Source organism: Streptomyces mayteni (assembly GCF_054783955.1).
In genome coordinates this window covers 1-22,856 of sequence record NZ_BAAGPR010000006.1, presented here as the reverse complement: position 1 = coordinate 22,856, position 22,856 = coordinate 1, and the positions used below count along the sequence as shown (strand labels likewise).

Below are 22,856 nucleotides of genomic sequence, written 5' to 3'. Positions count from 1 at the left end.
GGTCCCGGGACGACAGGTGGTCCCGGGACGTCGCGTCGGCCCGGGTCAGCCGAGCCAGCGCCGCAGGCCGAGCCGCCCCCACAGCAGACTCGCGCCGTAGGACAGCACCAGAGTGACCGCCAGCAGCGCCACGAGTTCCAGCGCGGCGAGCGGCGCGCTCAGGTCGGCGGAGACGATCGGGACGGCCACCTCCTCGACGAAGAACACGTGGATCAGGTAGGCCCCGAGCGCCGCGCCGGCGAGCCGGGAGAGCCGGGGCCGCCACCGCTCCGGCACCCGTATCCGGTTGAGCAGCAGGATCACGCAGATGGTGGCGACGCCCACGAACAGGTGGGCGTTGGGCAGCGGATAGTGGATGGTGGTGTCGTACCAGACGGCGCCGGCCAACGACACCAGCAGCGTGGCCACCAGTGCCCAGCGGTATCGGAGAGTGACGCGGTGCGGCAGGGCGATCAGCATCGCGCCGCCGACCGCGTAGGCCACCTGGTAGGTGGCGAAACCCCAGCCGAAGGACGGCGGGTCGGCCCAGCCGGTGACCTCGGCCACCGTGGAGAAGACGGCGGGCCCGGCGGCGACGCCGAACAGCGCGAGCCCGAGCCGCCAGGGGTGCTTGCCGTTCCTGATCAGCACCATGAGCGCGAGCAGGGCCATGATGGGTATGTAGGCGTACATGAACCAGAGGTGGTACGCCGGGCGTATCGAACCGAGGAACGCCTGGACGGCCAGGTCGGACGTCGGGTCCTCGTTGCTGTCGCGCAGCCAGGCCCAGGCGACGTAGGCGAGGCTCCAGACGAACAACGGCACGCTGTTGCGCACGATCCGGGCCCAGATGCGCGACTCGTCCCGTGGCGAGGCACCCACCAGCACCGCCCAGCCGGCTATGGCGAAGAACAGCGGCACCGCGAACGAGCCCGCCGCGTCCCCGATGTGCCCCACCCAGTAGGTGCCGGGCCCGTTGGCCCGCTCGTCGTCGGTGGCGTGGATGAGGGTGGCCGACGTGTGGGTGAAGATCACCGTGGCCGAGCCGACCAGGCGCATCAGGTCGACGTCGTAGCGGTGTTCGCGCGCTGGCGCGGCCGGCTCGGGCTGTGTGGCGACGGCCGGCGGAGTTGTGGTGGTGGCGAGCATGATTCCGTTCGCGAGGATCTTGTAACCAAATGCGATGGGAATCTTGTAGCAGATTGAACTGAATGGGATGGCGGCCTTACGGCATCAGTTGGATCACCTTCGCCATGGCGGATCCGCGATCCGGCTCACGGCCCCTTCCCGGCTCGGCTCAGCCGAGCCAGCGCCGCAGGCCGAGGCGGCCCCACAGCATGCTCGCCCCGTAGGACAGCACGAGGGTGACGGTGAGCGAGCCGAGCAGCAGCGCGGCGGCGGCCGGCCCGCTCAGGTCGGCGGAGACGAAGCGGACCACCAGCTCCTCGACGAAGAACACGTGGACCAGGTAGGCGCCGAGCGCGGCACCGGCCAGCGTGGAGAGCGAGGGCCGCAGCCGCTCGGGGACGCGCACCCGGTTGAGCAGCAGGATCAGGCTGATGGTGGCGACGCCCACGAACAGGTGGGCGTAGGGAATGGCGTAGTGGATCTGGGTGGCGTACCAGAGGGTGCCGGCGATCGCCAGGATCAGGGTGGCGAGCAGGGGCCAACGCCACCGGGCGGCCAGCCGGTTCGGCATGCCGATCAGCAGCGCGCCGCCGACCGCGTAGATCATCTGGTAGGTGCCGAAGGTCCAGCCGAAGGACGGCAGCCCGTCCCAGTCGGTGACCTCGGCCACCGTGGTGAAGATGGTCGGGCCCGCCGCGACGCCGAGCAGCGCCAGGCCGAGGCCGTAGGGGCGCTTGCCGTCCTTCACCAGCACGGCGAAGGCCAGCACCGCCACGATCGGGATGTAGGCGTACATGAACCACAGGTGGTACGCCGGGCGTATCTCGCCGAAGAACGCCTGGACGGCCAGGTCGGACGCCGGCTCCTCGTTGCGGTCGCGCAGCCAGGCCCAGGCCACGTAGGCCATGCTCCAGACGAACACCGGCACGGTGTTGCGGACGATCCGCGTCCACATCTTCCGCTCGTCCCGCGGTGGGGCGCCCACCAGCACCACCCAGCCGGCCATGGCGAAGAACAGCGGCACCGCGAACCGGTTGACCGCGTCTCCGATGTTCCCGACCCAGTAGGCGCCCGCCCCGTTGGCCTCCTGGCCGTCCGTGACGTGGATGAAGGTGGCCGCGGTGTGCAGGAAGATCACCGCGACCGAACCGACCAGACGCATCAGGTCGACGTCGTAGCGGTGTTCGCGGATCCGCTCGGCCGGTGTCGAAGGCGCCCCGGCGGCGGGCGGAGCTGAGGTGGATGCGGACATGGTTCCGATCGTGGGGTCTCGGAGCGGCGGCGGTCGGGTACCTCCGCCGCCCGCGAGCCTAACGCGGCCTCGACGGACGGCAAGGGGTGGGCGTGGCTGCGGTGAGGAATCCTCACGCCCACTCCGTCATTCCTCCCCCGGCCGGCGCCTCACCCCCCGGACCCGGTCGCGGCCAGGATCTCCTGGAGGCTGCTCTCGCGCGGCCCGGCGAAGCGGGGTGCCGGCGTGAAGGCCGCGTCCCACACGGCCGGGATGGCACCCGCCATCTCCCGCAGCGAGCTGAACAGCAGCACCGGACTGGGCCGTTCGCCCACGCCGACCCCGTGGGCGTCGATCCCGGCTGCCCGGCAGAGCGCGAGCGCCCTGGGTATGTGGAACTCCTGGGAGACGAGGAGCGCCCGGGTGACGCCGAACACATCGGCCGCGCGGGCGCACGAGTTCCACGTGTTGAAGCCGGCGTAGTCGGCGACGATCCGCTCGGCCGGCACCCCGAGGCCCACCAGGTGGTCGCGCATGGCGTCCGGCTCGTTGTACTCCTCCCTGCCGTTGTCCCCGGTGACCAGCAGCGCCCGCACCCGGCCCGAGTGGTAGAGCTCGGCGCCCGCTTCCAGCCGGTGGGCCAGCCAGGCCGTCGGCTGCCCGTCGGCCCGGAGGCCGGCGCCGAAGACCATGGCCACCGGCGCGGACGGCGCGTCGGCCACGGACCGGAACCGGTCGTGGGTGCTGGCCTGCACCCAGGTGGCCGGCAGCAGCGCCAGGACCACGGCGGCCATCGCCAGCTGGAGCGCGGTGCGCCGGCCCCGGACCGTGCGCGGCATCCTGGGCCGGGGCCACGGCCGGCGCCACCACCGGGAGCGCGCCCCCGGCGCGACGCTCGGTGTATCAGACTTCGTCACGCTGTTATCACGTACCGAACGCCGGACAAGTTCCCGTACGTCCGATCGGGTGACTAGTGTTCCCCTTCGTGATGAGCGGGCTGAGCGGAGTCGACTGGGCGCTGCTCGGGGTGGGCGCGGTCCTGGTGGGGCTGGCCAAGACCTCGATCGGCGGCATCGCCGCCATCACCGTCGCGCTGTTCGCCGCCGTGCTGCCCGCCCGCGAGTCGAGCGGCGCGCTGCTGCCGCTGCTGATCGTCGGCGACATGCTCGCGGTGCGCGCCTACCGGAAGCACGTGGACTGGTCGGCGCTGCTGCGGCTCTTCCCCTCGGTGGCGGTCGGGGTACTGCTCGGCGTCGGCTTCATCGCCGTGGTGGACGACACCGTGATGCGCCGCACCATCGGCGCGGTGCTGCTGGCCGTCGTCGTGGTGCACCTGTGGCGGCACGGGCGCACCGAGCCGGACAGCGGCCGCTGGCGCGCCCTGGTGTTCGGGTTGCTGGCCGGGTTCACCACCATGGTGGCCAACGCGGGCGGCGCGGTGATGGGGCTCTACCTGCTGTCGGCCGGCTTCCCCAAGCTGGCGTTCCTTGGCACCGCCGCCTGGTTCTTCTTCATCGTCAACCTCTTCAAGGTGCCGTTCAGCGTCGGCCTCGGCCTGATCGACCAGGAGTCGCTGCTGCTCAACGCGGTGCTGGTCGGGGGCGTGGTGCTTGGCGCGGTGCTCGGGCGGTGGCTGGTCAGGCGGATCGACCAGACCAGGTTCGAGCGGCTGATCCTGCTGTTCACCGTGGTGGCCAGCCTCAACCTGCTGCGCTGAGCGAGTACGGGGGAGGGTGCGCGGCGCGGCCCGCGCGGCGACGATGGGGGCATGCTGCTCGGCGCCACGGCGCCGGCCGAGGCGCCGGTCGTCGTCACCTATCTGGCGGGCCGGCTGCCGCAGCGGAAGCTCGGGGTGGGCTGGCGGGCGCTGTCCGGCGAGCGGCCGCCGCCCGCGCCCGAGCCCCGGCTCACGGTGGCGGACACGGACGCGGCGCTGGCCGGGATCGCCGCCGCCTCCGGCACCGGCGCCACCGGGCGCCGCCGGCAGCTGCTCGCCGAGCTGCTGGCCGCGGCCACCGAGGAGGAGCAGGACTTCCTGGCCCGGCTGATCAGCGGCGAGCTGCGGCAGGGCGCGCTGCGCTACCGCGAGGACAAGCGGGCCGCGCAGCCCGAGGCGGTGGCGTCCGTCGAGGCGGTGCGCGCGCTGCTGCCCGGCAAGACCCCGGCCTGAGACGTACCAACTCCCCATCCTCACAAGGGAGTCAACGTTCCGTCAGCGATCCGTCAAGGCAACCGCACACAGGTTTGACCACCGGTGAAGTGTGCGATGCTGCCGTCTTCTCCAGCCGCGAAGGGGGCGCAGGTGAGGGGTCTGACGGCACGCGTGTCGCTCGGCGGCGTGTTCCTGGCCGTCAGCCTGATGGCACTGGCCGCGGTGCTCGGCTACCAGCACGGGCGCGGCAACGGTCCCGACGTGGCGGACGGGCCCGTGGTCGACTCCCTGGAACGGCAGGGCGACGCGGTGGCCGAGGTGTTCCGCGCCGCCAACCCGGACGACCCGACGGCCGACCTGGTGCGCTGGATCCTCGCCTCCACCGACGACGCGGGCTATGCCGCCGTCACCGTGGTCGTCGAGGACATGGCGGAAGAGGACGACCTCGACGCCGCCGCCCTCTGCGCCTCGGTGGCCGCGTTCCTGGCCGCCGAGTACGGCGTCGCGTTCGGCGAGGGACACACGGAACTGCTGGTCACCGCGGGTGGTTCGGTGCTGCGCCGGTTCGACAGCACCCCCTGACCCGACCTGGCGCCGTCCAATCGTGGCTTCTTCGTTATGGCCCTAATGCAACATTCCGGCGAGGAGAGCGCATCTTTATCAGTGAGGTCCCGAGAGGTCCGATAGCTCCAGGGGGAACACTGATGCGCTCCGCGCTCCTTCGCAGGTTGGCCGCACCGGCGGTGGCGAGTGCCGCCGCCGCGGCACTGCTGCTCACCGGCTGCTCCGCACAGGGCGCCGAGAGCTCAGGCTCAGGCGACGACGCGTCGAGTTCGACGCCGAGCGAGGACGCGTCTTCGGGGGACGACGCGGAGTCCGGCGAGGAGTCGCCCGAGGAGCAGGCCGAGGAGGTCGTGCTCGACTTCGGCGACGAGTCGGAGCAGGTCCGCGAGCTCCAGGCGAGGTTGGCGTCGCTCGGCCACTTCCTGGCCCAACCCACCGGCTACTACGGGGACGTCACGCTGGGCGCCGTCTCCGAGTACCAGCGGGCGGCCGGGCTCGACGTCTCCGGCACGGTGTTCGCCAGCACCTGGGCCGAGCTGACGGGCGCCACCGAGGCGCCGAGCCAGGAGGAGCTGTTCCCGCCCCAGCAGATACTCGGCTACGGGGACAACTCCGACCAGGTGCGCGAGCTCCAGGCCAGGCTCAGGCAGCTCGAGCACTTCGAGGAGAACCCCACCGGCTACTACGGGGACGTCACCACCGCCGCGGTCACCGCGTTCCAGCAGGCCGCCGGCATCGAGGCGTCGGGCACGGTCTTCGAGCCCACCTGGGAGGCGCTCACCGGCCAGACCGAGGCGCCGAGCCAGGAGGAGATGTTCCCGCCGGTCGAGATCCCCGAGGTCGAGCCGGCCCAGGAGTTGGACGAGCGCTGCCTCACGGGCCGGGTGCTGTGCATCTCCAAGACCTCGCAGACGCTGTCCTGGGTGATCGACGGCGAGGTGCGCACCACGGTGGACGTGCGCTTCGGCGCCGAGGAGACGCCCACCAGGGAGGGCGAGTTCGAGGTCTACTGGAAGTCCCGCAACCACCACTCCACGCTGTACGACTCGCCGATGCCCTACGCGATGTTCTTCGACGGCGGCCAGGCGGTGCACTTCTCGCAGGACTTCGCGGCCAACGGCTACAACGGCGCCTCGCACGGCTGCGTCAACGTCCGCGACGAGGCCGCGATAGCCCAGCTCTTCGACGAGGTGCAGGAGGGCGACCGGGTCGTCGTCTACTGGTGACGGCGTCCGGCCCGGCCGCCCCCGGCGGGTGGCCGGGCCCGCTAGCGCGCCGAGTTGGGCAGCGGGCAGTCGGGCTCCGGCGCGCCGCCCCGCGGCCAGGCGAGGCCCACGAAGCGGATGTCCTCCGAGCTCGGGTCGAGTTCGACCACCGCGACGGCCTTGTTGTACGGGTCGCCGTAGTTGTCCAGGCAGATCCAGCCGGACGAGCCCTCGACCTGGTGGCCGCCGTGCATCCGCAGCCAGGAGTTCGCCACGTCGTCGAGCGCCGGCACGGACACCTCGCCGCCCGTGGAGTTCCGGATCCCGGTGATCGCGGTCAGCGTCGCGTCGTACATGGTGATGGTGCGCGAGTCGGTGAGCTCGCTCGCCTGGGCCTGTCCGGTCTCCTCGATCAGCGAGAGCAGCTCGTCAAGGGGCGCCTGGGAGCCGCCGGTGGCCGGGGCGTCGGGGCTGGTCCAGGCCTCCGGATGGGCGTTGGTCGAGTACCGCACGGTGACGCCGTTCTCCAGGGCGCTCCACTCGAGTTCCGGGTCGGTGCGCAGGGTGGAGGCGCCGGAGATGGTGACCACCGTGTACTCCTTCTCCGCGCAGCCACGGGCGCCCAGCGCGTTGACGAACAGCCGGAGCTGGACGTTGCGGCCGGCGAAGTAGATCACCTCGGCCTCCGACGTGCAGATGGTCGCGACCATCCGCTCGAAGTCGTTGGCGAGGTTGCCCTCGTCGTTGAGGTCGGCCGGCGAGACGAACTGCTCGGGGGCGTTGGGCGCACCCGCCGTCACCGTGCCGAAGACGTCGCGCAGCGAGGAGATGTAGTTGTCGTCCTCGCGCAGGTCCTCGACCAGCAGGGTGCGGGCCGGGTCGATGTCCGAGTAGAGCGAGGCCAGGGCAGCCGCCTGGTCGCCGTTGTCGGGCACCACCCTGGCGAGCCCGGGGTAGGCGTCGGGTCGCTCGGCGCTGTTGCCGAGGTCGTCGGCGGTCAGCGGGCCGGCCACCGTCGGGATGCCGGCCTCGTTGGTGAGGTGGGAGATGGCCTCCTCCGTGGTGCGGGTGCTGACGTTGAAGCCGACGACCGCCCGCAGGTTGTCCGCCGGCGAGTCGGCCAGCCGGCGCAGTTCCTCGACCACCGGCCGCCACTCGGCGCTGTTCCGGCCCGGGTTGGCGAGCACCAGCCGGATCGGCGGGCGGACCTGCTGGGAGCGGTGGTTGGCGCCGTACTGGGCGAGGTAGGCGCCCTGCACCTCGTGCAGCGTCTGCTGTCGCTCGACCTCGTCGTCCGAGGTCATCGGCAGGATGAAGGCGACCGTCACATAGGGCACGTCGGAGGCGGTGACCCGGTCGTTCTCCTCCTTGATCAGGCCCGACACCTGCTCCAGGAGGGGATGGAACACGACCTGGCCGTCGGTGACGCCCACGCACTCGTCGTCGGGGCCGCGCTCGGTGACGCCCGGGCCGCAGGAGGCGTCGGGCCAGAACCGCTGGTAGCCGGCCCAGCCGGCCAGGCCCACCAGGGCCAGCGCGAGCGTGGCCGCCAGGGCCCGGGTGAGCGGACCCCAGCCGCGTAGTCTCATGGTCGGTACCCCCTCGGTATCGGCAGATCCGGTGCCTGGGCGCCGTCCCGCAGTCGGGCGGGCCACTCGCGCCAGGCGGACAACAGGACGTCCCGCTCGTCGTGGTGCTCGTAGAGGGTGAGCAGGGCGGACTCCACGCGGTCGACGTCCTCGTCGGCGCCGGCCACCGCCAGCGGGTCGGAGAGCCGCCAGACGGCGCGTGTCAGGCGGCCGATCGCGCGGTGCGCGGCCGGCGAGTCGCGGCCGTCGCCCGCCGGCGCGGCGCAGGCCCGGCAGGGCTCGCTCCGGCGGGGGGTCTCCCGCTGGTCGCGTGGCGGGTGGGGGGCGGCGCAGACGACGTTGAGCACCGCCAGCCACTCCTCGGGCCCGACGGTGGCGAACATCTGGTGCAGCGAGCGCTCCACGGCGTCGAAGTCCCCGAGCGCCAACGTGTGGTGCAGGTAGGGCGCGTCGTGGGTGACGGCCTGCGGTGGCAGGTCGTCGCGGTTGTAGCCGGCGCGCAGCCGGCGGTGGAGCCTGGTCCACTGTTCCAGGTCCGCGGTGGCGGCCAGCCGGCACAGCAGCAGGGCGCGCAGCGCCCGGTCCCCGACCAGCGGCGCGGTCCCGAGCACCGGCTGGTCTCCCGGCCGTTCCTGCCCGGCCGGCCAGTGCCAGGGCTCGCGGCGCCAGTGCGGCGCGTCCAACTCCTCCCGGACGGCGCGCAGCCGGCCGCCGGCCGGGTGGCGGTGGTCGTCGTCGGCCGGCCGGTCCGCGCCGACGAGGGTCCAGAGCCGCCTGGCGGCCGCGTCGTCCAGGGCGACGACGAGCCCGGTCAGGTCCGCGCGCAGCCGCCGGTCGGGCAGCAGCCGGTCGAGCACCTGCTCGCCCACGGTGCCGGGCGCCTCGGACTCGCCACCGCCTGGCGGCAGTTCGAGGAGGCCGCGCGGATCGAGGGCGTCCCCGGTGCCGAGCCGTTCCAGCGCCGCGTCCGCGAGCAGTCGGGCGCAGCCGGCCCGGCCGCCGCTGAGCCGGGCGACGAGCCTCGGCAGATGGGGCGGGTAGTCGGCGTCGCCCAGCATCCGCTCGATGTCCTCGGCCTGGACGGCGGCCAACTCGACGCGGAGCAGCCAGCGTTCCGAGTCGTTGCCCGGCGTGGGCTCCCAGGGGGTGCCGGAGGCGATGTCGGCCATGCCGAGCCCGCCGGTGGAGACGGCCGGCCTGGTCGTCACGACCACCGGGCGCACGGCCCCCGAGGGCAGGGAGTCCCAGGCCCGCAGCAGCAGCCGGAGGAGGTGCCGGCCGACCTCGGTGTGGGCGTTGTCGAGCAGGATCAGCGGCGCCGGGGTCTGGTTGCGGCGGCGGAGGAATCCGTAGTGGTCGGCGATGTCGTGCAGCAGGGCGGCGACCAGCAGCCGCTCGGCGCTCTCCCGGCTGGCGTCGAGCCGGCGGAAGTCCCTGACCATGGCGAAGAGTCGTTGCAGGTCGTCGCCCTGGAAGCGGCCGAGCCGCTCGCCCCACCAACGCAGCGCGCCCCGGTCGGGCCGGGGCGAGAGCAGTTGGTCGCGGGCGGTGGCCAGGGTGGCCTCGGCGATCGGCACCATGCCGGGCAACACGGCGAGCGGGGCGGTCAGGTTGGCGGCCAGCGCGTCGAACCACTGCCGCAGCAGCTCCCTGCGCCGCCTGGCGTCCGGGCTGTCCTCCCGGATGATCTCGCGTAACCGGTCCTCGGCGGCCCGGAGTCCGGCGGGGGCGACGTGCGTCTCGTCGCCGGTTCCGGGTCGCCAGGTGGTCACCACGAGCAGCCCGAGCGCGAGCCGTGGGAAGGCGGGCGCCTGGGCGAACCGCCGTGGCCGCAGACCGAGTTTGTAGGAGAGGAGGTAGAGCAGTTGGGTCACGGGTGAGGCGTTGCGGGGCGGCGTCCCGGCGGGGCCGCCCCCGGGTAACCCGGCGAGCCCGGGCTCGCCGAAGCCGGGCACGGCCAGGTCCGCCCTGGCCAGCGGCACCCGGCCGTGGTAGCCGTCGTACAGCGCCGCGAGCAGCTCCGTCTTGCCGCCGGCCCGGCCACCCGAGACCTCGACGACCGGCCGGGCACCGGGAAACTCCTGGTCCACCCGGCGGTCCCGCAGCCGTTCGAGCCCCACCAGGCGCGGCACCAGGCCGTCGGTCAACGCCTCCTGGCCGTACAGTCGGGCAACCATCGCTCCCCCTGGGCAATGACAAGGACTGTTGTGAGCATGACGCGAATAACCGGGTCAAAGTTCCCGCCCACGCGACCGATGTGCGCCGGGGTGAGAATGGCCGCATGCGCTACATCATCATCGGCGCCGGCGCGGTCGGCGGCACCATCGGCGGGCGGTTGGCACAGGCTGGTCACGAGGTCGCGCTGGTCGCGCGCGGCGCGCACGGGGCGGCGTTGCGGGAGCACGGGCTGCGGCTGCTCACCCCCGACGAGTCGCTGACACTGCGGCTCCCCGTGCTCGCCGGGCCAGAGGAGTACCGGCCGACCGCGGAGGACGTGCTGGTACTGGCCGTCAAGACCCAGGACACCGTGGCCGCGTTGGACGCCTGGGCACCGGTCGCCGGCGACCTGCCGCTGCTGTGCGCGCAGAACGGGGTGGCCAACGAGCGGCTGGCGCTGCGCCGGTTCCGGCGGGTCTACGGGGTGTGCGTGTGGCTGCCCTCGCTGTTCCTCGAACCCGGCGTGGTGGTCGCGCCCTGCGCGCCGCTCACCGGGATGCTGCACGTCGGGCCCTTCCCCGGAACGACGGGCCCGGCGGACCTGGACGGCGTCGACGACACGGCGCGCCGGATCGCCGCCGACCTGGAGAGCGCGCGTTTCCTCGCCCCGGCGCGGGCGGACGTGATGCGCTGGAAGTACGCCAAGCTGCTGATGAACCTGGGCAACGCGGTCGAGGCGGTCGCCGGGCCGCTTGGCTCGGATCCGGCGCTCGGCCAGCTGGTGAAGCGGGCGGCGGCCGAGGGGGTCGCGGCGCTGACGGCGGCCGGCATAGCCTTCGCCGACCAGGAGGAGCAACTCGCGCTGCGTGGCGACCGGATGGACATCCAGCCGGTGCCCGGCGCCCCCGAGAGCCGCGGCTCGTCCTGGCAGAGCCTGCGGCGCGGCACCGGCAGCATCGAGGCGGACTACCTCAACGGCGAGATCGTGCTGCTCGGGCGCCTGCACGGGGTGCCGACGCCGGTCAACGAGGCGCTGGTCGCGATCGCGAACACCTTCGCCCGCGAGGGGCGCGAGCCCGGTTCGCTGCCGGCCGCCGAGCTGGCCGCGCTGGTCTGACCGGCCGCCGGCGCCCGGCACTTCCCACTTTTTTCCCGATACCCCCGGCGGCGCGCGCGTCCCGGGGGTACCGTCGTTTGCGAACGCCCTTATTCCACCCGCTGTGGCGCCGTCAAGTCGCCTTAGCCCGGATGGGTGGTTTCCCGTCTTGCTGGGTATCCACAGAGAGAGTCCTCGTTCCCCTCACCCAGACACCCAACATCCCTCACAAGGGTTACTTCGCGCGCCGCATAGTCCGATTGGGCCATCCAAGATTAGGCCCATAGGGGGTGTTGCGTTGCCGCCTGCCTTCCGTAACGTCCTCAACTGGCAAGCGGTCATATGCCACTTGCCGCCGTGGGGGAGCCCTCGTCTGGGAGAGGAACGGCACCGGCATGAGCTGGGTTGTGGACTGGACTAAGCACGCGGTCTGCCGCAAGACGGATCCGGATGAACTGTTCGTACAGGGCGCCGCGCAGAACCGCGCCAAGGCGGTGTGCAGTGGCTGCCCCGTCCGGGCCGAGTGCCTGGCGTACGGGCTCGACAACCGCGTGGAGTTCGGCGTCTGGGGCGGCATGACGGAGCGCGAGCGCCGGGCCCTGCTGCGCAGGCGCCCCACGGTGGCCTCGTGGCAGCGGCTGTTGCAGACCGCCAAGGCCGACTACGAACAGCGGACGGTGCGGCCCTCCGCCTCCAGAATCGCCTGACCCTCGGCGCCCAGCCCTACTCCCCGGGCCCCTGCTCGTCGGGTTGGGGCGTCCGCTCGGCCAGCCTGGCGAGCCGCTGCCGTGCGGCCTGCGGGGTGCCGAGCCCGAGGCCGAAGGCCAGCTCCTGCCAGGTGAGCCCCCGCCCCCTGGCCATGGTGAGCAGCCCGGCCTCCATCTCGTCCAACTCGGCACGCACCCGGGGCAGCAGCGTCAGCGCGGCCATGATGTCGGCCTGGTCGACCTCCGGCTCGCCCTCCTCGGGCAGCGCGGCGCCGCTCAGCAGGAACGCGACGAGCCGCACGGCCTCGTGCGGGGCCGGGAGGTACGCGTTCACCTGGCGGGCCCGCTGGGCCTCGGTGGCGGCGTGCCGCTCGGCGATCCTGAACAGCGCGGCGGCTCCCCGGTGTTCACGGGCCTGCGCGGCGTCCGGCGGGGTGAAGGGATCGGGTGCGAGTGCTTCTGGCATGCCTCAAGACTGCCCGCACCAAGCATCCATTGTCAACACATTGAACTGAACGGATCGTTCAAGCATTGTGGGGCGTCAACCGCGCCTCGCCCGGATCGAGAACATCAGCGGCACCCTGGGCTGCCCCGCCGGGTAGCCGAAGATCCCCGGCTCGGACTCGGTGAGCACCGGATAGCGCGCGAAGATCGTGAACGGGTGCTCGTGCAGGAACTCGATCACCAGCCCCGCCCCGGCCAGCGCGGTGACGATCTCCCCCAGCGGGTGGAGGAACTGCACGGAGCCCGTCTTCTCCAGCGGCGGCCCGTCCGTGTAGGTGTGCGCGTAGTCGGCCACCAGCGGCTCGGTGGCGAAGTAGTCGTGCCGCACCGTGCTGCCGTCCTCGTCGGCCAGCATGTCGGTGACCGGGTGGAAGTCCACCAGGTAGAGCACCCCGCGCTCGGCGAGCAGCCCGGCCACCACCTCGGCCCAGCGGGCCAGGTCGGGCAGCCAGACCAGCGCGCCGAGGCCGGTGTAGACGATGTCGAACCGCTCGCCGCCCAGCGCGGCCCCGGCCTCGTACACGTCGGAGACCACGAACCGCGCCCGGTCGGCGAGGCCGGTCTCCGCCGCCAGCTCCCGTGCCTGCTCGACGGCCCTGGCGGAGAAGTCGAGTCCGGTGACCTCGGCCCCCAACCGCCCCCAGGACAGGGTGTCCTGCCCCATGTGGCACTGGAGGTGCAGCAGCCGCTTCCCGGCCACGTCGCCCAACTCGTCGCGTTCGAAGGCGCGGAGCGGCGAGCCGCCGGCGCGGAATCCTGGCAGGTCGTAGAAGTCGCTGGCCGCGTGGATCCGCACGCGGTCGTCCCAGTTCTCGCGGTTCGTCGTCAGCCAGTCGTCAGTCACGGTCGGCGACCGTAGCAACGCCGGGCCGCGGACGGCCAGGGGTTTTCGACGACCGGCTCAGGAGGCGTCGCGGTAGGCGTGCGGCGCCACCCCGGTCAGCCGGCGGAAGACCCGGCTGAAGTAGGCCCGGTCGTGGAAGCCGACCGCGCGGGCGATCGTCTGCACGTTGTCGTCGCTCCGCTGTAGCCGCTCCTTGGCGCGCTCGATGCGCAGCCGGGTCAGGTACTCCCAGAGCGTCAGGCCGAGTTCGCGGTGGAAGAGGCGGCCCAGGTGGTCCTCGCTGACGCCGGCGGCCTGGGCGATCTGCCAGCGCGAGAACCGGTGCCGGTAGTGCTGCTCGATGTAGGCGAGCGCGTAGCGCACCGGCGCCGGGTCGGCGGCGCGCTGCTGGCGCTGCCGTTCCGAGGCCGACGACGTCAACGACGTCAACGACGTCAACGACGTCAGCAGCCTGGCCGTCTCCTCCTCGGTGAGGATGCCCCGGCCGAGCAGCAGCAGCCCCGGGTGCGGCTCGGCGCGCCGCACGTCGGCGAAGGTGAACCCCTCGGCGCTCAGCATCAGCACCGGGCAGTCGTGCCAGAGCCGGTCGACCAGCTCGAAGCCGTCCATGTCGGGCAGCGCCCGCTCCACGACCAGCAGCCCAGGCGCCTCCTCGGCGAGCAGCGCGAGCGCCGCCGTGCCGTCCGCCGCCGCCCGCACGGTGCGCCCTGGCAGCACGCCGGTCAGCAGCCGCCGGAACGTCTCGCGCGACGCGGCTGAGCCGCCCACCACCACCGCTGGCGCGGCGACCCCGGGGGGCCGCAGCGCGTGCAGCGCCTGGTTGAGGTCCCGCCCCGCGACCGGTCCGTAGAGCAGGAACGGCACGTGGCGCAGCGCCGGATGGTCGTGCAGCCGGCGGACGGTGGCCCACTCCTGCGGGGTCGCCTGCGAGGCGTCCCAGGCGACGGCGGCCGGCGGGTGGGCGGCGGCCACGGTGGCGATGTCCTCGTCCGGGTGCGGCCGGCGCGGGCGCAGCCCGTGCCGCCGGGCGACGGCGCCCAGTTCGGGTAACGCGCGCTCCACCACCAGCAGGGTGCGGCCAGGCGGCGCCTCGCCGGGGTGCGGCCCGCTCGGCTCGGCGGGGGTGGGCAGCGGCAGGTCGAGGCGGAAGCCGTACGGTCCAGGGCCGCGGTGCAGGGCCAGCGAGCCGCCGTGCAGCACGGCGAGCCGGCGGGCCATGGCGAGGCCAAGACGGCCGCCGGGGCCGCGGGCCGCGAAGGGCTGGAAGTACCGCTCGTCCTCGGCCGGTTCGTGCGCCGGCGCCGCCAACTCGGGCCCGGTGACCAGCACGGTGAGCCACGGCGGGTCCACGTCCACGACGAGGTCGGGGTAACGGCCGGCGGCCGTCAACAGGTTGTGGACGATCTGCCGCAGCCGGTCGGGGTCGGCGCACAGCGCGGGCAGCCGGCGGGGCAGCCGGAGCCGGCCGCCGGGCGCCGTGTCCTGGAAGACCTCGGCGAACAGCGGGCGCGGGTCGAGGAGCCGGCGGTCGAGGCCGAGCGCGTCGATCTCGGAGCGGGAGAGGTCGAGCAGGTCGTCGATCAGCCGCAGCAGCCTGGCCGCCTCCTCGTGGGCGGGGTCGCCGGGCGCGGTGTGGCCGAGGATCGCCTCGACGGGGCTGCGCAGCTCGTCGGTGGCGTTGCCGAGCAGCCGGGTCTTGAAGCTGCTCGCCTGCTCGGCGGCGTCCCTGGCCCTGCGCACCTCGGTGAACAGCCGAACTCCCTTGAGGGCGGCGCTGATCTGCTCGCCGAGCGCCCGGTAGAGCGCGCCGTGCCGGGCGGCGACGGCGCGCGGCCCGGCGTCGAACACGGCGTAGCCGAGGGGTTCCTCGCCGATGTGCAGGGGTTCGAGCACGGCGGTGAACCGGTGTTCGCCGTCCGGCGGCGGCAGCGGCGGCGGTTCGGCGTCCCTGGGCGGCCGGTCCCCGGCGACCACCAACCGGTGCCCTGGGACGGCGAGTCGGGGCAGGTGGCGGTCGAGGGCGGCGTCGATCTCGGCCAGGTCGACGGCGGTGGTGAGGGTGGTGGACAGGGCGCGCAGCCGCCCGGACTCCTGCTCCAGGGTCCAGCGGTCGTACTCCAGGAGCCGTCGCGACTTGTCGGCCACCATCAACCTGGCCTGGCCGACGAGGCGTTCGGCCCGCGGGCCGGGCGGCGCCGCGGCGCGCAGCCGCAGCAGGGCGCGGTCCCAGGCGGCGGCGTCCTCGAAGGTCCCGGTGGCGCCGACGCGTCGCTCCAGACCGCTGAGGAACGGGCCGCCGCCCGCGGGGTCCGCCGGCTTGGCGGCGTCCGCGCGGAGGGCGGCGAGCAGCTCCTCGTCGAGCGGCGCCCCTGGTTCGAGCGGCGACCCGGGCAACCCGGCCGCCGCCGGTTCCGGCTCCTCGCCGCCCTGGGTGACCAGCGGCGTCGGGCAGCCGCAGGACCTGCGGATCACCAGGGTGCCTGGCACCACCCGGCGCTCCGGCGGGCGGACGCCGCGCAGCCTGGCGAGGATGGTCTCCACGGCGAGCGAGCCGAGTTCGCCGAAGGGCAGCGCGACGGAGGTCAGCGGCGGGTCGCTGATCCTGGCCTCCACCGAGTCGTTGAAGCTGATCAGGGCGACGTCCTCGGGCACCCGCACGCCGCGCTCGGTGAGCAGCCGCAGCGCGTCGGCGGCCAGCACGTCGCTGCACGCCACCACGGCGTCGAAGTCGCGGCCCGGGCGCAGCCCGCGGACGTCGAGCAGCACCCGCATCGCCGAGGCGCCGGCGCCGGCCGCGTAGTCGAGGGAGGCGGAGACCAGCGCCCGGTCCCTGGGGATCCGGTGCCTGGCCAGCGCGTCGCTGAAGGCGCGGAACCGGTCGAGCGCCACCGGGTTGGCCATCGGCCCGCGCAGGCAGGCGAGTCGGCGGCGGCCGTGGTGCTCGACGAGGTGCCCGACGGCCTTCCGCATGCCGGCGTACGAGTCGAGCAGCAGCGTCTCGTGGCCGTCCAACGCCCGGTTGAGGCTGATCACCTGGCCGAGCCCGCCGAGCCGGTCGACCAGCGCGGCGGCGCGTTCGCCGCCGACCGGCAGGCCGAGGGTGGACGTCCAGCAGATCGCGCCGTCGAGGCCGGCTCGGTCGAGGAGTTCGTAGACCGCGTTGCGCGGCGCGCCGCCCGGTGTGAGGGCGTCGCCAGGGAAGCAGACGATGTTGACGTCCTCGCGTTCCGCGGCCTCCAGCACCCCCGACCAGAGGGACGCGCCCACGCCGAGGTGGATGTTGGCCGTGACCAGGCCGATGGTGGGCCTCGACGGCCGTGGACGCCGGCCGCCTGGCTGCCACGCCGGTGGGGACCCGTGTTCCGCCATGGGGCTTCCTCGCTCCTGGGACGGACGGACGGCTCTGGGCTCGCCGAGCGGCCGCGCTTCCCGCGGCGCGCTCAGGTGGCGTGGACGATAGCGCCGGCGCGGCAAGCCGACAAGGGCCGGCGGCGCGGTGGTTACCGCGCCGCCGGCCCGCGGCCGCGTGTGTCGGTCCTCCGGAGCGATCCGGGGTCGGGTCGGCTCCTGAACCGGGTCAGATCCGACCGACGCCGGCCCCCGAGGTCACGCTGGACTTGACGCCCGAGGGGGTGTCGACGCTGTAGCTGTACGGGATGCCCGCGACGCTGCCGCCGCTCTGGCCGGTGCCCGAGTTCACGAAGTGGTTGTTACGGGCCACCAGCGCGCCGGCCGGCGAGCTGCCCTCGCCCCGGTGGAAAGGGTCGTCGGTGTTCTCGAAGTAGTTGCCCTCGACCAGCACGCCGGCGTTGGTCGTGGAGGCCACGCCGTAACTACCGACGTTGCTGTAGTAGTTGTTGTACACGTGCACCGGGTTGCCGAACCGCACGCGCGGGTTGCGCTGGTTCACGCCGTCGTACCAGTTGTGGTGGTACGTCACCCGCAGCCGTCCCGAGTCCTCGGAGCTGTTGTCGTCCGAGTGTCCGAGGAGGCTGTTCTTGTCCTGGTTGGAGAAGCGGTTCCAGGACACGGTGACGTTGTCCGAGGCGCGCTTGATGTCCAGGCTGCCGTCGTAGTTGTTCGAGAAGTTGTTGTGGTCGATCCACACGTTGGTGGAGTACTCGAGTTGGATTCCGTCGTCGCCGGAGCCGCTGAACGTGATGTTCTGCACGATCACGTTGTTGGCCTGCCGGATGTTCAGCCCGTAGCCGGTGATCCGGGCGTTGCTGCCGACGCCGATGATGGTCTTGTTGGAGGCCACCCGGGTCGTGCTCGGCAGCGTGATGGTGCCGCTGACGCGGATCTCCTGGGTGGTACTGCTCGATGCCGCCGAGGTGAAGGCACTGGCGGACGTCACCGTGACCACGCTGCCGCCCGCACCGCCGGTGGTGGCCCGCCCGAAGCCGGTCGGGGTGCCGACGGCCACCGTCTCGACGGGCTCGGCCGCCACGCCACTGGTCGCGGTGAGGAGCCCGCCGAGCGTCACCACCGCCGTCATCACTGCCACTGCACTGCCCAGCCTGAACCGCGCGCTCGTCCTGCGCATGGGATTCTCCGTCCGGAGTCTGGTGGGGGATGAATCGTTTTGATGCTAGGGCCGGCGCTGTGGACGATGACGGGCTGTGTGTGGACTATGACGCGATGCGCTGGCCGCGTGGGCGAGGGCCGTGTTCAACTGTGGGGTTGACGGTTGACTCGCGGTCGGGCCGGCCCGTTGATTGTGCCGATGACCCAGGACCGCTCCGTGACACACCCACCGCCGCCACCGTACCCACCGGGCGGGTACGGCACGCCGTTCGGCGGGCAGGCGTACGCCGGGCACGGTGACAGCTGGCACGGTTACGCCGGGCACGTGCCCGGTGGGCCGCCGCCGCGGGCGCTGGCCAACCGCGGCGTCCGGCTCCTCGCCAGGCTGCTCGACCTGCTGCTCATGGCCGCGGTCGTCGTCGGCATGGTCGGCTGGGGCGAGGCCATGCACCGGGATCCGGACGACGACGTGATCCGGGTGGCCCGGATAGCCGTCTGGGTCGTGTGCCCGATCTTCCTGCTGTGCTACGAGCCGTTCACGCACTGCCGGTACGGGGCCACGCTGGGCAAGCGGCTGCTCGGGCTGCGGGTGGCCCGCCTGGAGACCGGCCGCAACCTCACGGCCGGCGCCGCCGTCGGGCGGTGGGCCTTCGGCCTGATGTTCCTGTTCACCGGGTACGTGCTGGTGCTGCTCGACCCGCTCTGGTGCACCTGGGACAAGCCCTACCGGCAGTGCCTGCACGACAAGGTGGCCACCAGCGTGGTGGTCAGGACCCGCTGGTAGCCCGGCCGCCGGCGCCCCTGACCACCAGCTGGTCGAGGAGGCGCTCGGTGGCCGCCGTGACGGCGGCCACCGCCTCGTCGAACGCGGCCTGGTTGTGGGCGGCCGGGCGCTGGAAGCCCGAGACCTTGCGGACGTACTGGAGCGCGGCGGCCCGGACGTCGTCGGTCGTGACGTCCGGGGTGGCCGGGGGGCGGAGGGTCTTGATGCTGCGGCACATGCCTCCAGTGTGCAGGGCGGCTCCGCCGAGTGGGTGCACCAGCCACGACGGCGCCGCACGACGCCCCACACCGCCGCAGGCCAGGGCGGCCCGTCGCGGCTTTCCAGCGGAGCGTTCAGCGCAGCGTGGCCAGCTCCGCCGCCAGGTCGTCGAGGCCGAGCGAGCCGAGGGAGAGCGCCGCCATGTGCCAGGACTTCGCGTCGAACTCGGCGCCGGCCGCGGCGCGGGCGGCCGCCCGGCCCTCCAGCCAGGCGCGCTCGCCGAGCTTGTAGCTGATCGCCTGGCCCGGCATGCCGAGGTAGCGGGTCAGCTCCGACTCCGTGTAGGCCGGATCGCAGCCGGTGTTCACGGCGAAGAACTCCGCGGCGAGCTCCGGGGTCCACACCTCGCCCGGGTGGAAGGACTCGCCGGCCGGGACGCGGCGCCCGGTGTGCATGCCGATGTCGATGATCACCCGCACCGCGCGCAGCATCTGGGCGGAGAGGTAGCCGAGCCGGCGCCCCGGGTCGGTGAGGAAGCCCAGCTCGTCCATCAGCCGCTCCGCGTAGAGCGCCCAGCCCTCGGTGGTGGCGCTGACCGAGCCGACGCTGACCTGGTAGCGGGAGAGCTGGTCCTGGACGTGCACCCACTGGGCCAGCTGGAGGTGGTGTCCCGGCACGCCCTCGTGGTACCAGGTGGACACCAGCTGCCAGAGCGGGAACCGCGTCGCGCCCATGGTCGGCAGCCAGGTGCGGCCCGGCCGGGCGAAGTCGAGCGACGGGCGCGTGTAGTAGGGGGCGGCGGCGCTGCCCGGCGGGGCGATCATGGCCTCGACGCGCCGCACCGGCGGGGCCAGGTCGACGTGCTTGCCGTCCAGCGCCTCGATGGCCTCGGCCATCAGGTTCTGCAGCCAGTCGCGGATCGCGTCCACGCCCTCGACGGCCTCGCCGTCCCGGTCCAGGTGGTGCATCGCGGCCAGCGGCGACGCGCCGGGCAGCACCTCGGCGGCCGCCGCCCGCATCTCCTCGGCGATCCGGTGGTACTCGGCCCAGCCGAAGGCGTAGGCGTCGTCGAGGTCGAGGTCGGAGCCGGTCCAGCGGCGGGCGCCGGCCAGGTAGCGCTCGGTGCCGACGCCGTCCCCGGTGCCCTCGGTTCCCGGCAGATAGCTCTCGCGGAGGTGGTGCCGCAGCGTGTCGAGCGCCTCGGTGGCCCGCCCGGCCGCCGCGACCAGCTCCTCGCGCTGAGCCTCGGGGCCGCCGGCCGCGAACTCCCGGTACCAGTCGGCGGCCAGCCAGGCGTCCAACTGGCCGGCGACGGTGGTCACCTGGCGCGGCGCGGCGGTCAGCCCGCGGCGGGCGCCCTCGGTCAGCGAGGTGGTGTAACCGGCGAGCGCGGCCGGCACGTTGGCGAGCCGGCGGCCGATCACCGCCCAGTCGTCGGGGGTTTCGGTCGGCATCATCAGGAAGACCGAACGCAGCTGGTGCACCGGAGAGAAGAGGTTGGAGACGTCCCGCAGCTGCTCGCCCGCGTCGTGCTGGGCGAGCGTCGCGGTCAGCCGCTCGCGCAGCAGCCGGCCGGCCCGCCGCGCGACCGCCGGCTGCGCGCCGGAGCCGCCGGCCGCCGCCTCCCCCGCGTCGAGCTCCGCCAGGATGGCGCGCCCGGCCGCGGCCACGGCCTCGTGGCCGGCGGGCGAGAGGTCCGGCAGGTCGGCCACGCCGGGGCGGATGCCGAGGCTGGTGCCGTACAGCGGGTCCAGGTCGGCCAGGGTCTCGACGTAGGCGTCCGCGACGGCGCGCGGGGTGGCCGGGCCGGCGGCGTCGGAGTGCGCGGATGGCGCGGAGGGCGAAGTGCTCATCGCGCCATCCTCGTACAGCGGCCGCGCCGAAGGAAGGGACGCCCGCGCCCGCCCCGGCGCCGCCGGGCGCGGGGCGCCTGGGGTCATCTGCGGTTGTAGCGGTGCATGGTGAGGGTGCCGAAGACGGCGACCAGCAGCAGCCCGGCGACCAGCACCCAGGTGATCTCGCCGACGTCCGCCGCACCGTCCATCAGGCCGCGCACGGCCGCCACCAGCCGGGTGACCGGGCTGACGTCCACGAAGACCTGGAGCCAGCCTGGCATGGTCTCCGGCTCGACCAGCACGTTGCTCAGGAACGTCAGCGGGAAGATCACCAGCATGCTGACGCCCATCACGGACTTCTCGGAGCGCAGCACCAGGCCGAACAGCGTCCAGATCCAGGAGAACGCGAACGAGAACGCCACCAGCAGCAGGATCCCGGCGGCCACCCCGAGCACCCCGCCGCCCGGCCGGTAGCCGAGGGCCAGGCCGACGCCGAGGATCACCAGCGACGCCAGCACGTAGCGCACCATGTCGCCCAGCAGGTAGCCGACCATCGCGGCCGGCCGCCAGACCGGCAGGGTGCGGAAGCGGTCGAACACCCCCTTCTGGATGTCGGTGTTGACCGAGACCCCGGTGTACATCGTGGTCATGATCACGCTCATCACCATGATCCCGGGCAGCAGGTACGTGAGGTACTCGCTGGTCGAGCCGGCCAGCGCGCCGCCGAAGAGGTAGGTGAACATCAGCGTCATCATGATCGGGAAGACGGTGACGTCGAAGAGCTGCTCGGGCACGTGCTTGATCTTGAGCATCGCGCGCCAGCCGAAGGTGACGGAGGCGGAGAGCGCGCTGGGCCGCGGCGGCCGGGGGGTCGTGGGGTCGAGCACGGCGGCCAGCGCCGCGGCCGCCGGGACATAGGTGTCCGCAGCCTCGGTCCCGGTCGCGGTCCCGGCCGCGGTCCCGGTCGCGGTCCCGGCCGGCTCGTCGGGCCGGCCGGTCGTGGTGGGGTCGGTGGCGGTGCTCACGCGGCGGCCTCCTGCTTCTCGTCGTGCCGGGCGGTGGACTCGTCCGTGCTCTTGCCGGTGAGCGCCAGGAAGACCTCGTCCAGGCTGGGTTGGCCGAGCGAGAAGTCGTCCACGGTGATGCCCTGGGCCGCCAGCTCGGCCAGCGCCCTGGCGGCCAGCACGGCGGGCTCCGTCGCGCCGGCGCCCTCCGGCATCACCCGGGCGGTCAGCGCCACCGGGTCGGGGGCCAGCTGCACCTGTGCCTTCAGCACCATGGCCAACACCCGCCTGGCCTCGGCGCGTTGCCCCGGGTCGCGGAGCCTGACGTGGACGGCGCCGGCGCCGACCGAGGACTTCAACTCCCCAGGCGTGCCCTCGGCGATCACCCGCCCCCGGTCGATCACGGCTATCCGGCCGGCGAGTTGGTCGGCCTCCTCCAGGTACTGGGTGGTCAGCAGCACCGTGGTGCCCTGGGCGACGACCACCCGCACGATGTCCCAGACCTGGTTGCGGCTGCGCGGGTCGAGGCCGGTGGTCGGCTCGTCGAGGAACAGCAGGTCGGGCGTGTTGAGGATGCTGGCCGCGATGTCGAGCCTGCGCCGCATGCCGCCCGAGTAGTTCTTGGCCTGCCGGTCGGCCGCCTCGGTGAGCCCGAACGCGTCGAGCAGCCGGGCGGCCCGCTCCCGCGCGGCCGGCTTGCGGTGGCCGAGCAGCCTGGCCAGCAGCACCAGGTTCTCCGCGCCCGTCAGGTCCTCGTCGACCGAGGCGTACTGCCCGGTCAGGCTCACCCTGGCCCGCACCAGGTCGGGCTCGCGCGCCACGTCGTGCCCGAAGACCCGGGCCTCGCCGCCGTCCGGCCGCAGCAGGGTGGCCAGCATCCTGACGACGGTGGTCTTGCCCGCGCCGTTCGGCCCCAGCACCCCGTAGACGGTGCCGGCCGGCACGGCGAGGTCGACGCCGTCGACCGCGCGCTGCTCTCCGAAGACCTTGACCAGGCCGGACGTCTCGATCGCCATCCCGCCAGGATCGGCCGTTCGCTCTCTCATCTCTCGCATCCCCATCGACGTACAACTCGTCCGTGTCCTGTCATGGGGGTAGACCAGGGCCGGGCCCGGAACTCATCCGTCAACGGCCGTTGATGTCAGGATTCGTGTCGGGATCAGCGTCGGGATGCCTGCCGGGTTACGTCTCGGGGCGCGCGTCGGGGTACCCGTCGGGCCGCGTCGTCCAGACCTCGGGGCCGCCGCCGCGCCATTCGACGAGGGTGGGGTCCTCGAGCAGCACCTCGTCCGGGTCGAGGCCGGCGCGGCGCAGGAACTCGATGAGCTCGACGGGGGACCTGGCCACCCCCA

Annotated in this window: 19 protein-coding genes and 1 pseudogene; 7 read left to right on the top strand and 13 right to left on the bottom strand. The window is 73.2% G+C overall.

What is annotated here, in order from left to right; genetic code table 11:
* Nucleotides 1–45: 45 nt before the first annotated feature.
* From ACYVPE_RS04500 to ACYVPE_RS04490, 3 genes are all read right to left on the bottom strand, one after another.
* Nucleotides 46–1,128, bottom strand: coding sequence for an acyltransferase (locus ACYVPE_RS04500; protein WP_461032061.1), 1,083 nt, complete (start codon nt 1,126–1,128; stop codon nt 46–48).
* A gap of 148 nt (nt 1,129–1,276) precedes the next feature.
* The gene (locus ACYVPE_RS04495; RefSeq protein WP_461032060.1) at nt 1,277–2,359 is read right to left on the bottom strand and encodes an acyltransferase; all 1,083 of its coding nucleotides are present in this window, start codon (nt 2,357–2,359) and stop codon (nt 1,277–1,279) included.
* Nucleotides 2,360–2,508: 149 nt separating this feature from the next.
* Nucleotides 2,509–3,177, bottom strand: a complete 669-nt coding sequence (locus ACYVPE_RS04490; RefSeq protein WP_461032059.1) for a SanA/YdcF family protein — start codon at nt 3,175–3,177, stop codon at nt 2,509–2,511.
* A gap of 149 nt (nt 3,178–3,326) precedes the next feature.
* Between ACYVPE_RS04490 and ACYVPE_RS04485 the strand changes: the two genes are divergently transcribed.
* The 4 genes from ACYVPE_RS04485 (at nt 3,327) to ACYVPE_RS04470 (ending at nt 6,280) form a co-directional block, all read left to right on the top strand.
* Nucleotides 3,327–4,055 (top strand): sulfite exporter TauE/SafE family protein, encoded by a 729-nt coding sequence (locus ACYVPE_RS04485; protein ID WP_461032058.1) that lies wholly within the window; start codon nt 3,327–3,329, stop codon nt 4,053–4,055.
* Between the two features lie 51 nt (nt 4,056–4,106).
* On the top strand, nt 4,107–4,508 hold the full coding sequence (locus ACYVPE_RS04480; protein WP_461032057.1) for a hypothetical protein: 402 nt from the start codon (nt 4,107–4,109) through the stop codon (nt 4,506–4,508).
* Between the two features lie 132 nt (nt 4,509–4,640).
* Entirely contained in the window at nt 4,641–5,072 is a 432-nt protein-coding gene (locus tag ACYVPE_RS04475; RefSeq protein WP_461032056.1) for a hypothetical protein, read from the top strand.
* Nucleotides 5,073–5,194: 122 nt separating this feature from the next.
* The gene (locus tag ACYVPE_RS04470) at nt 5,195–6,280 is read left to right on the top strand and encodes a L,D-transpeptidase family protein (RefSeq protein ID WP_461032055.1); all 1,086 of its coding nucleotides are present in this window, start codon (nt 5,195–5,197) and stop codon (nt 6,278–6,280) included.
* Between the two features lie 41 nt (nt 6,281–6,321).
* On the opposite strand, the gene ACYVPE_RS04465 is transcribed toward ACYVPE_RS04470, so the two are convergent.
* Entirely contained in the window at nt 6,322–7,848 is a 1,527-nt protein-coding gene (locus ACYVPE_RS04465) for an ABC transporter substrate-binding protein (protein WP_461032054.1), read from the bottom strand.
* Nucleotides 7,845–10,025: a hypothetical protein gene (locus ACYVPE_RS04460; protein WP_461032053.1), complete on the bottom strand. Its 2,181-nt coding sequence runs from the start codon at nt 10,023–10,025 to the stop codon at nt 7,845–7,847. Before ACYVPE_RS04460 ends, ACYVPE_RS04465 begins: the two co-directional genes overlap by 4 nt.
* Before the next feature lie 104 nt (nt 10,026–10,129).
* On the opposite strand from ACYVPE_RS04460, the gene ACYVPE_RS04455 reads away from it, so the two are divergent.
* Nucleotides 10,130–11,122, top strand: a complete 993-nt coding sequence (locus tag ACYVPE_RS04455) for a ketopantoate reductase family protein (protein WP_461032052.1) — start codon at nt 10,130–10,132, stop codon at nt 11,120–11,122.
* Between the two features lie 328 nt (nt 11,123–11,450).
* A pseudogene (locus tag ACYVPE_RS04450) lies at nt 11,451–11,808 on the top strand (WhiB family transcriptional regulator).
* A gap of 16 nt (nt 11,809–11,824) precedes the next feature.
* Here ACYVPE_RS04450 and ACYVPE_RS04445 read toward each other — a convergent pair.
* From ACYVPE_RS04445 to ACYVPE_RS04430, 4 genes are all read right to left on the bottom strand, one after another.
* The gene (locus ACYVPE_RS04445) at nt 11,825–12,274 is read right to left on the bottom strand and encodes a DNA-binding protein (RefSeq protein WP_461032051.1); all 450 of its coding nucleotides are present in this window, start codon (nt 12,272–12,274) and stop codon (nt 11,825–11,827) included.
* A gap of 75 nt (nt 12,275–12,349) precedes the next feature.
* Nucleotides 12,350–13,156, bottom strand: a complete 807-nt coding sequence (locus tag ACYVPE_RS04440; RefSeq protein WP_461032050.1) for a class I SAM-dependent methyltransferase — start codon at nt 13,154–13,156, stop codon at nt 12,350–12,352.
* Between the two features lie 57 nt (nt 13,157–13,213).
* Nucleotides 13,214–16,525: a substrate-binding domain-containing protein gene (locus ACYVPE_RS04435; protein WP_461032049.1), complete on the bottom strand. Its 3,312-nt coding sequence runs from the start codon at nt 16,523–16,525 to the stop codon at nt 13,214–13,216.
* A gap of 208 nt (nt 16,526–16,733) precedes the next feature.
* Entirely contained in the window at nt 16,734–17,702 is a 969-nt protein-coding gene (locus tag ACYVPE_RS04430; RefSeq protein WP_461032048.1) for a pectate lyase family protein, read from the bottom strand.
* A 198-nt stretch (nt 17,703–17,900) separates the two neighbouring features.
* Between ACYVPE_RS04430 and ACYVPE_RS04425 the strand changes: the two genes are divergently transcribed.
* Nucleotides 17,901–18,467, top strand: coding sequence for an RDD family protein (locus tag ACYVPE_RS04425; RefSeq protein ID WP_461032047.1), 567 nt, complete (start codon nt 17,901–17,903; stop codon nt 18,465–18,467).
* On the opposite strand, the gene ACYVPE_RS04420 is transcribed toward ACYVPE_RS04425, so the two are convergent.
* From ACYVPE_RS04420 to ACYVPE_RS04405, 4 genes are all read right to left on the bottom strand, one after another.
* Nucleotides 18,451–18,684 (bottom strand): DUF2277 domain-containing protein, encoded by a 234-nt coding sequence (locus ACYVPE_RS04420; protein ID WP_461032046.1) that lies wholly within the window; start codon nt 18,682–18,684, stop codon nt 18,451–18,453. The two genes, ACYVPE_RS04425 and ACYVPE_RS04420, sit on opposite strands and share 17 nt — an antisense overlap.
* A gap of 115 nt (nt 18,685–18,799) precedes the next feature.
* Entirely contained in the window at nt 18,800–20,518 is a 1,719-nt protein-coding gene (locus tag ACYVPE_RS04415; protein ID WP_461032045.1) for a DUF885 domain-containing protein, read from the bottom strand.
* An 83-nt stretch (nt 20,519–20,601) separates the two neighbouring features.
* Nucleotides 20,602–21,396, bottom strand: coding sequence for an ABC transporter permease (locus ACYVPE_RS04410; protein ID WP_461032183.1), 795 nt, complete (start codon nt 21,394–21,396; stop codon nt 20,602–20,604).
* Nucleotides 21,397–21,521: 125 nt separating this feature from the next.
* Nucleotides 21,522–22,550, bottom strand: coding sequence for an ATP-binding cassette domain-containing protein (locus ACYVPE_RS04405; RefSeq protein ID WP_461032044.1), 1,029 nt, complete (start codon nt 22,548–22,550; stop codon nt 21,522–21,524).
* Nucleotides 22,551–22,856: the final 306 nt, after the last annotated feature.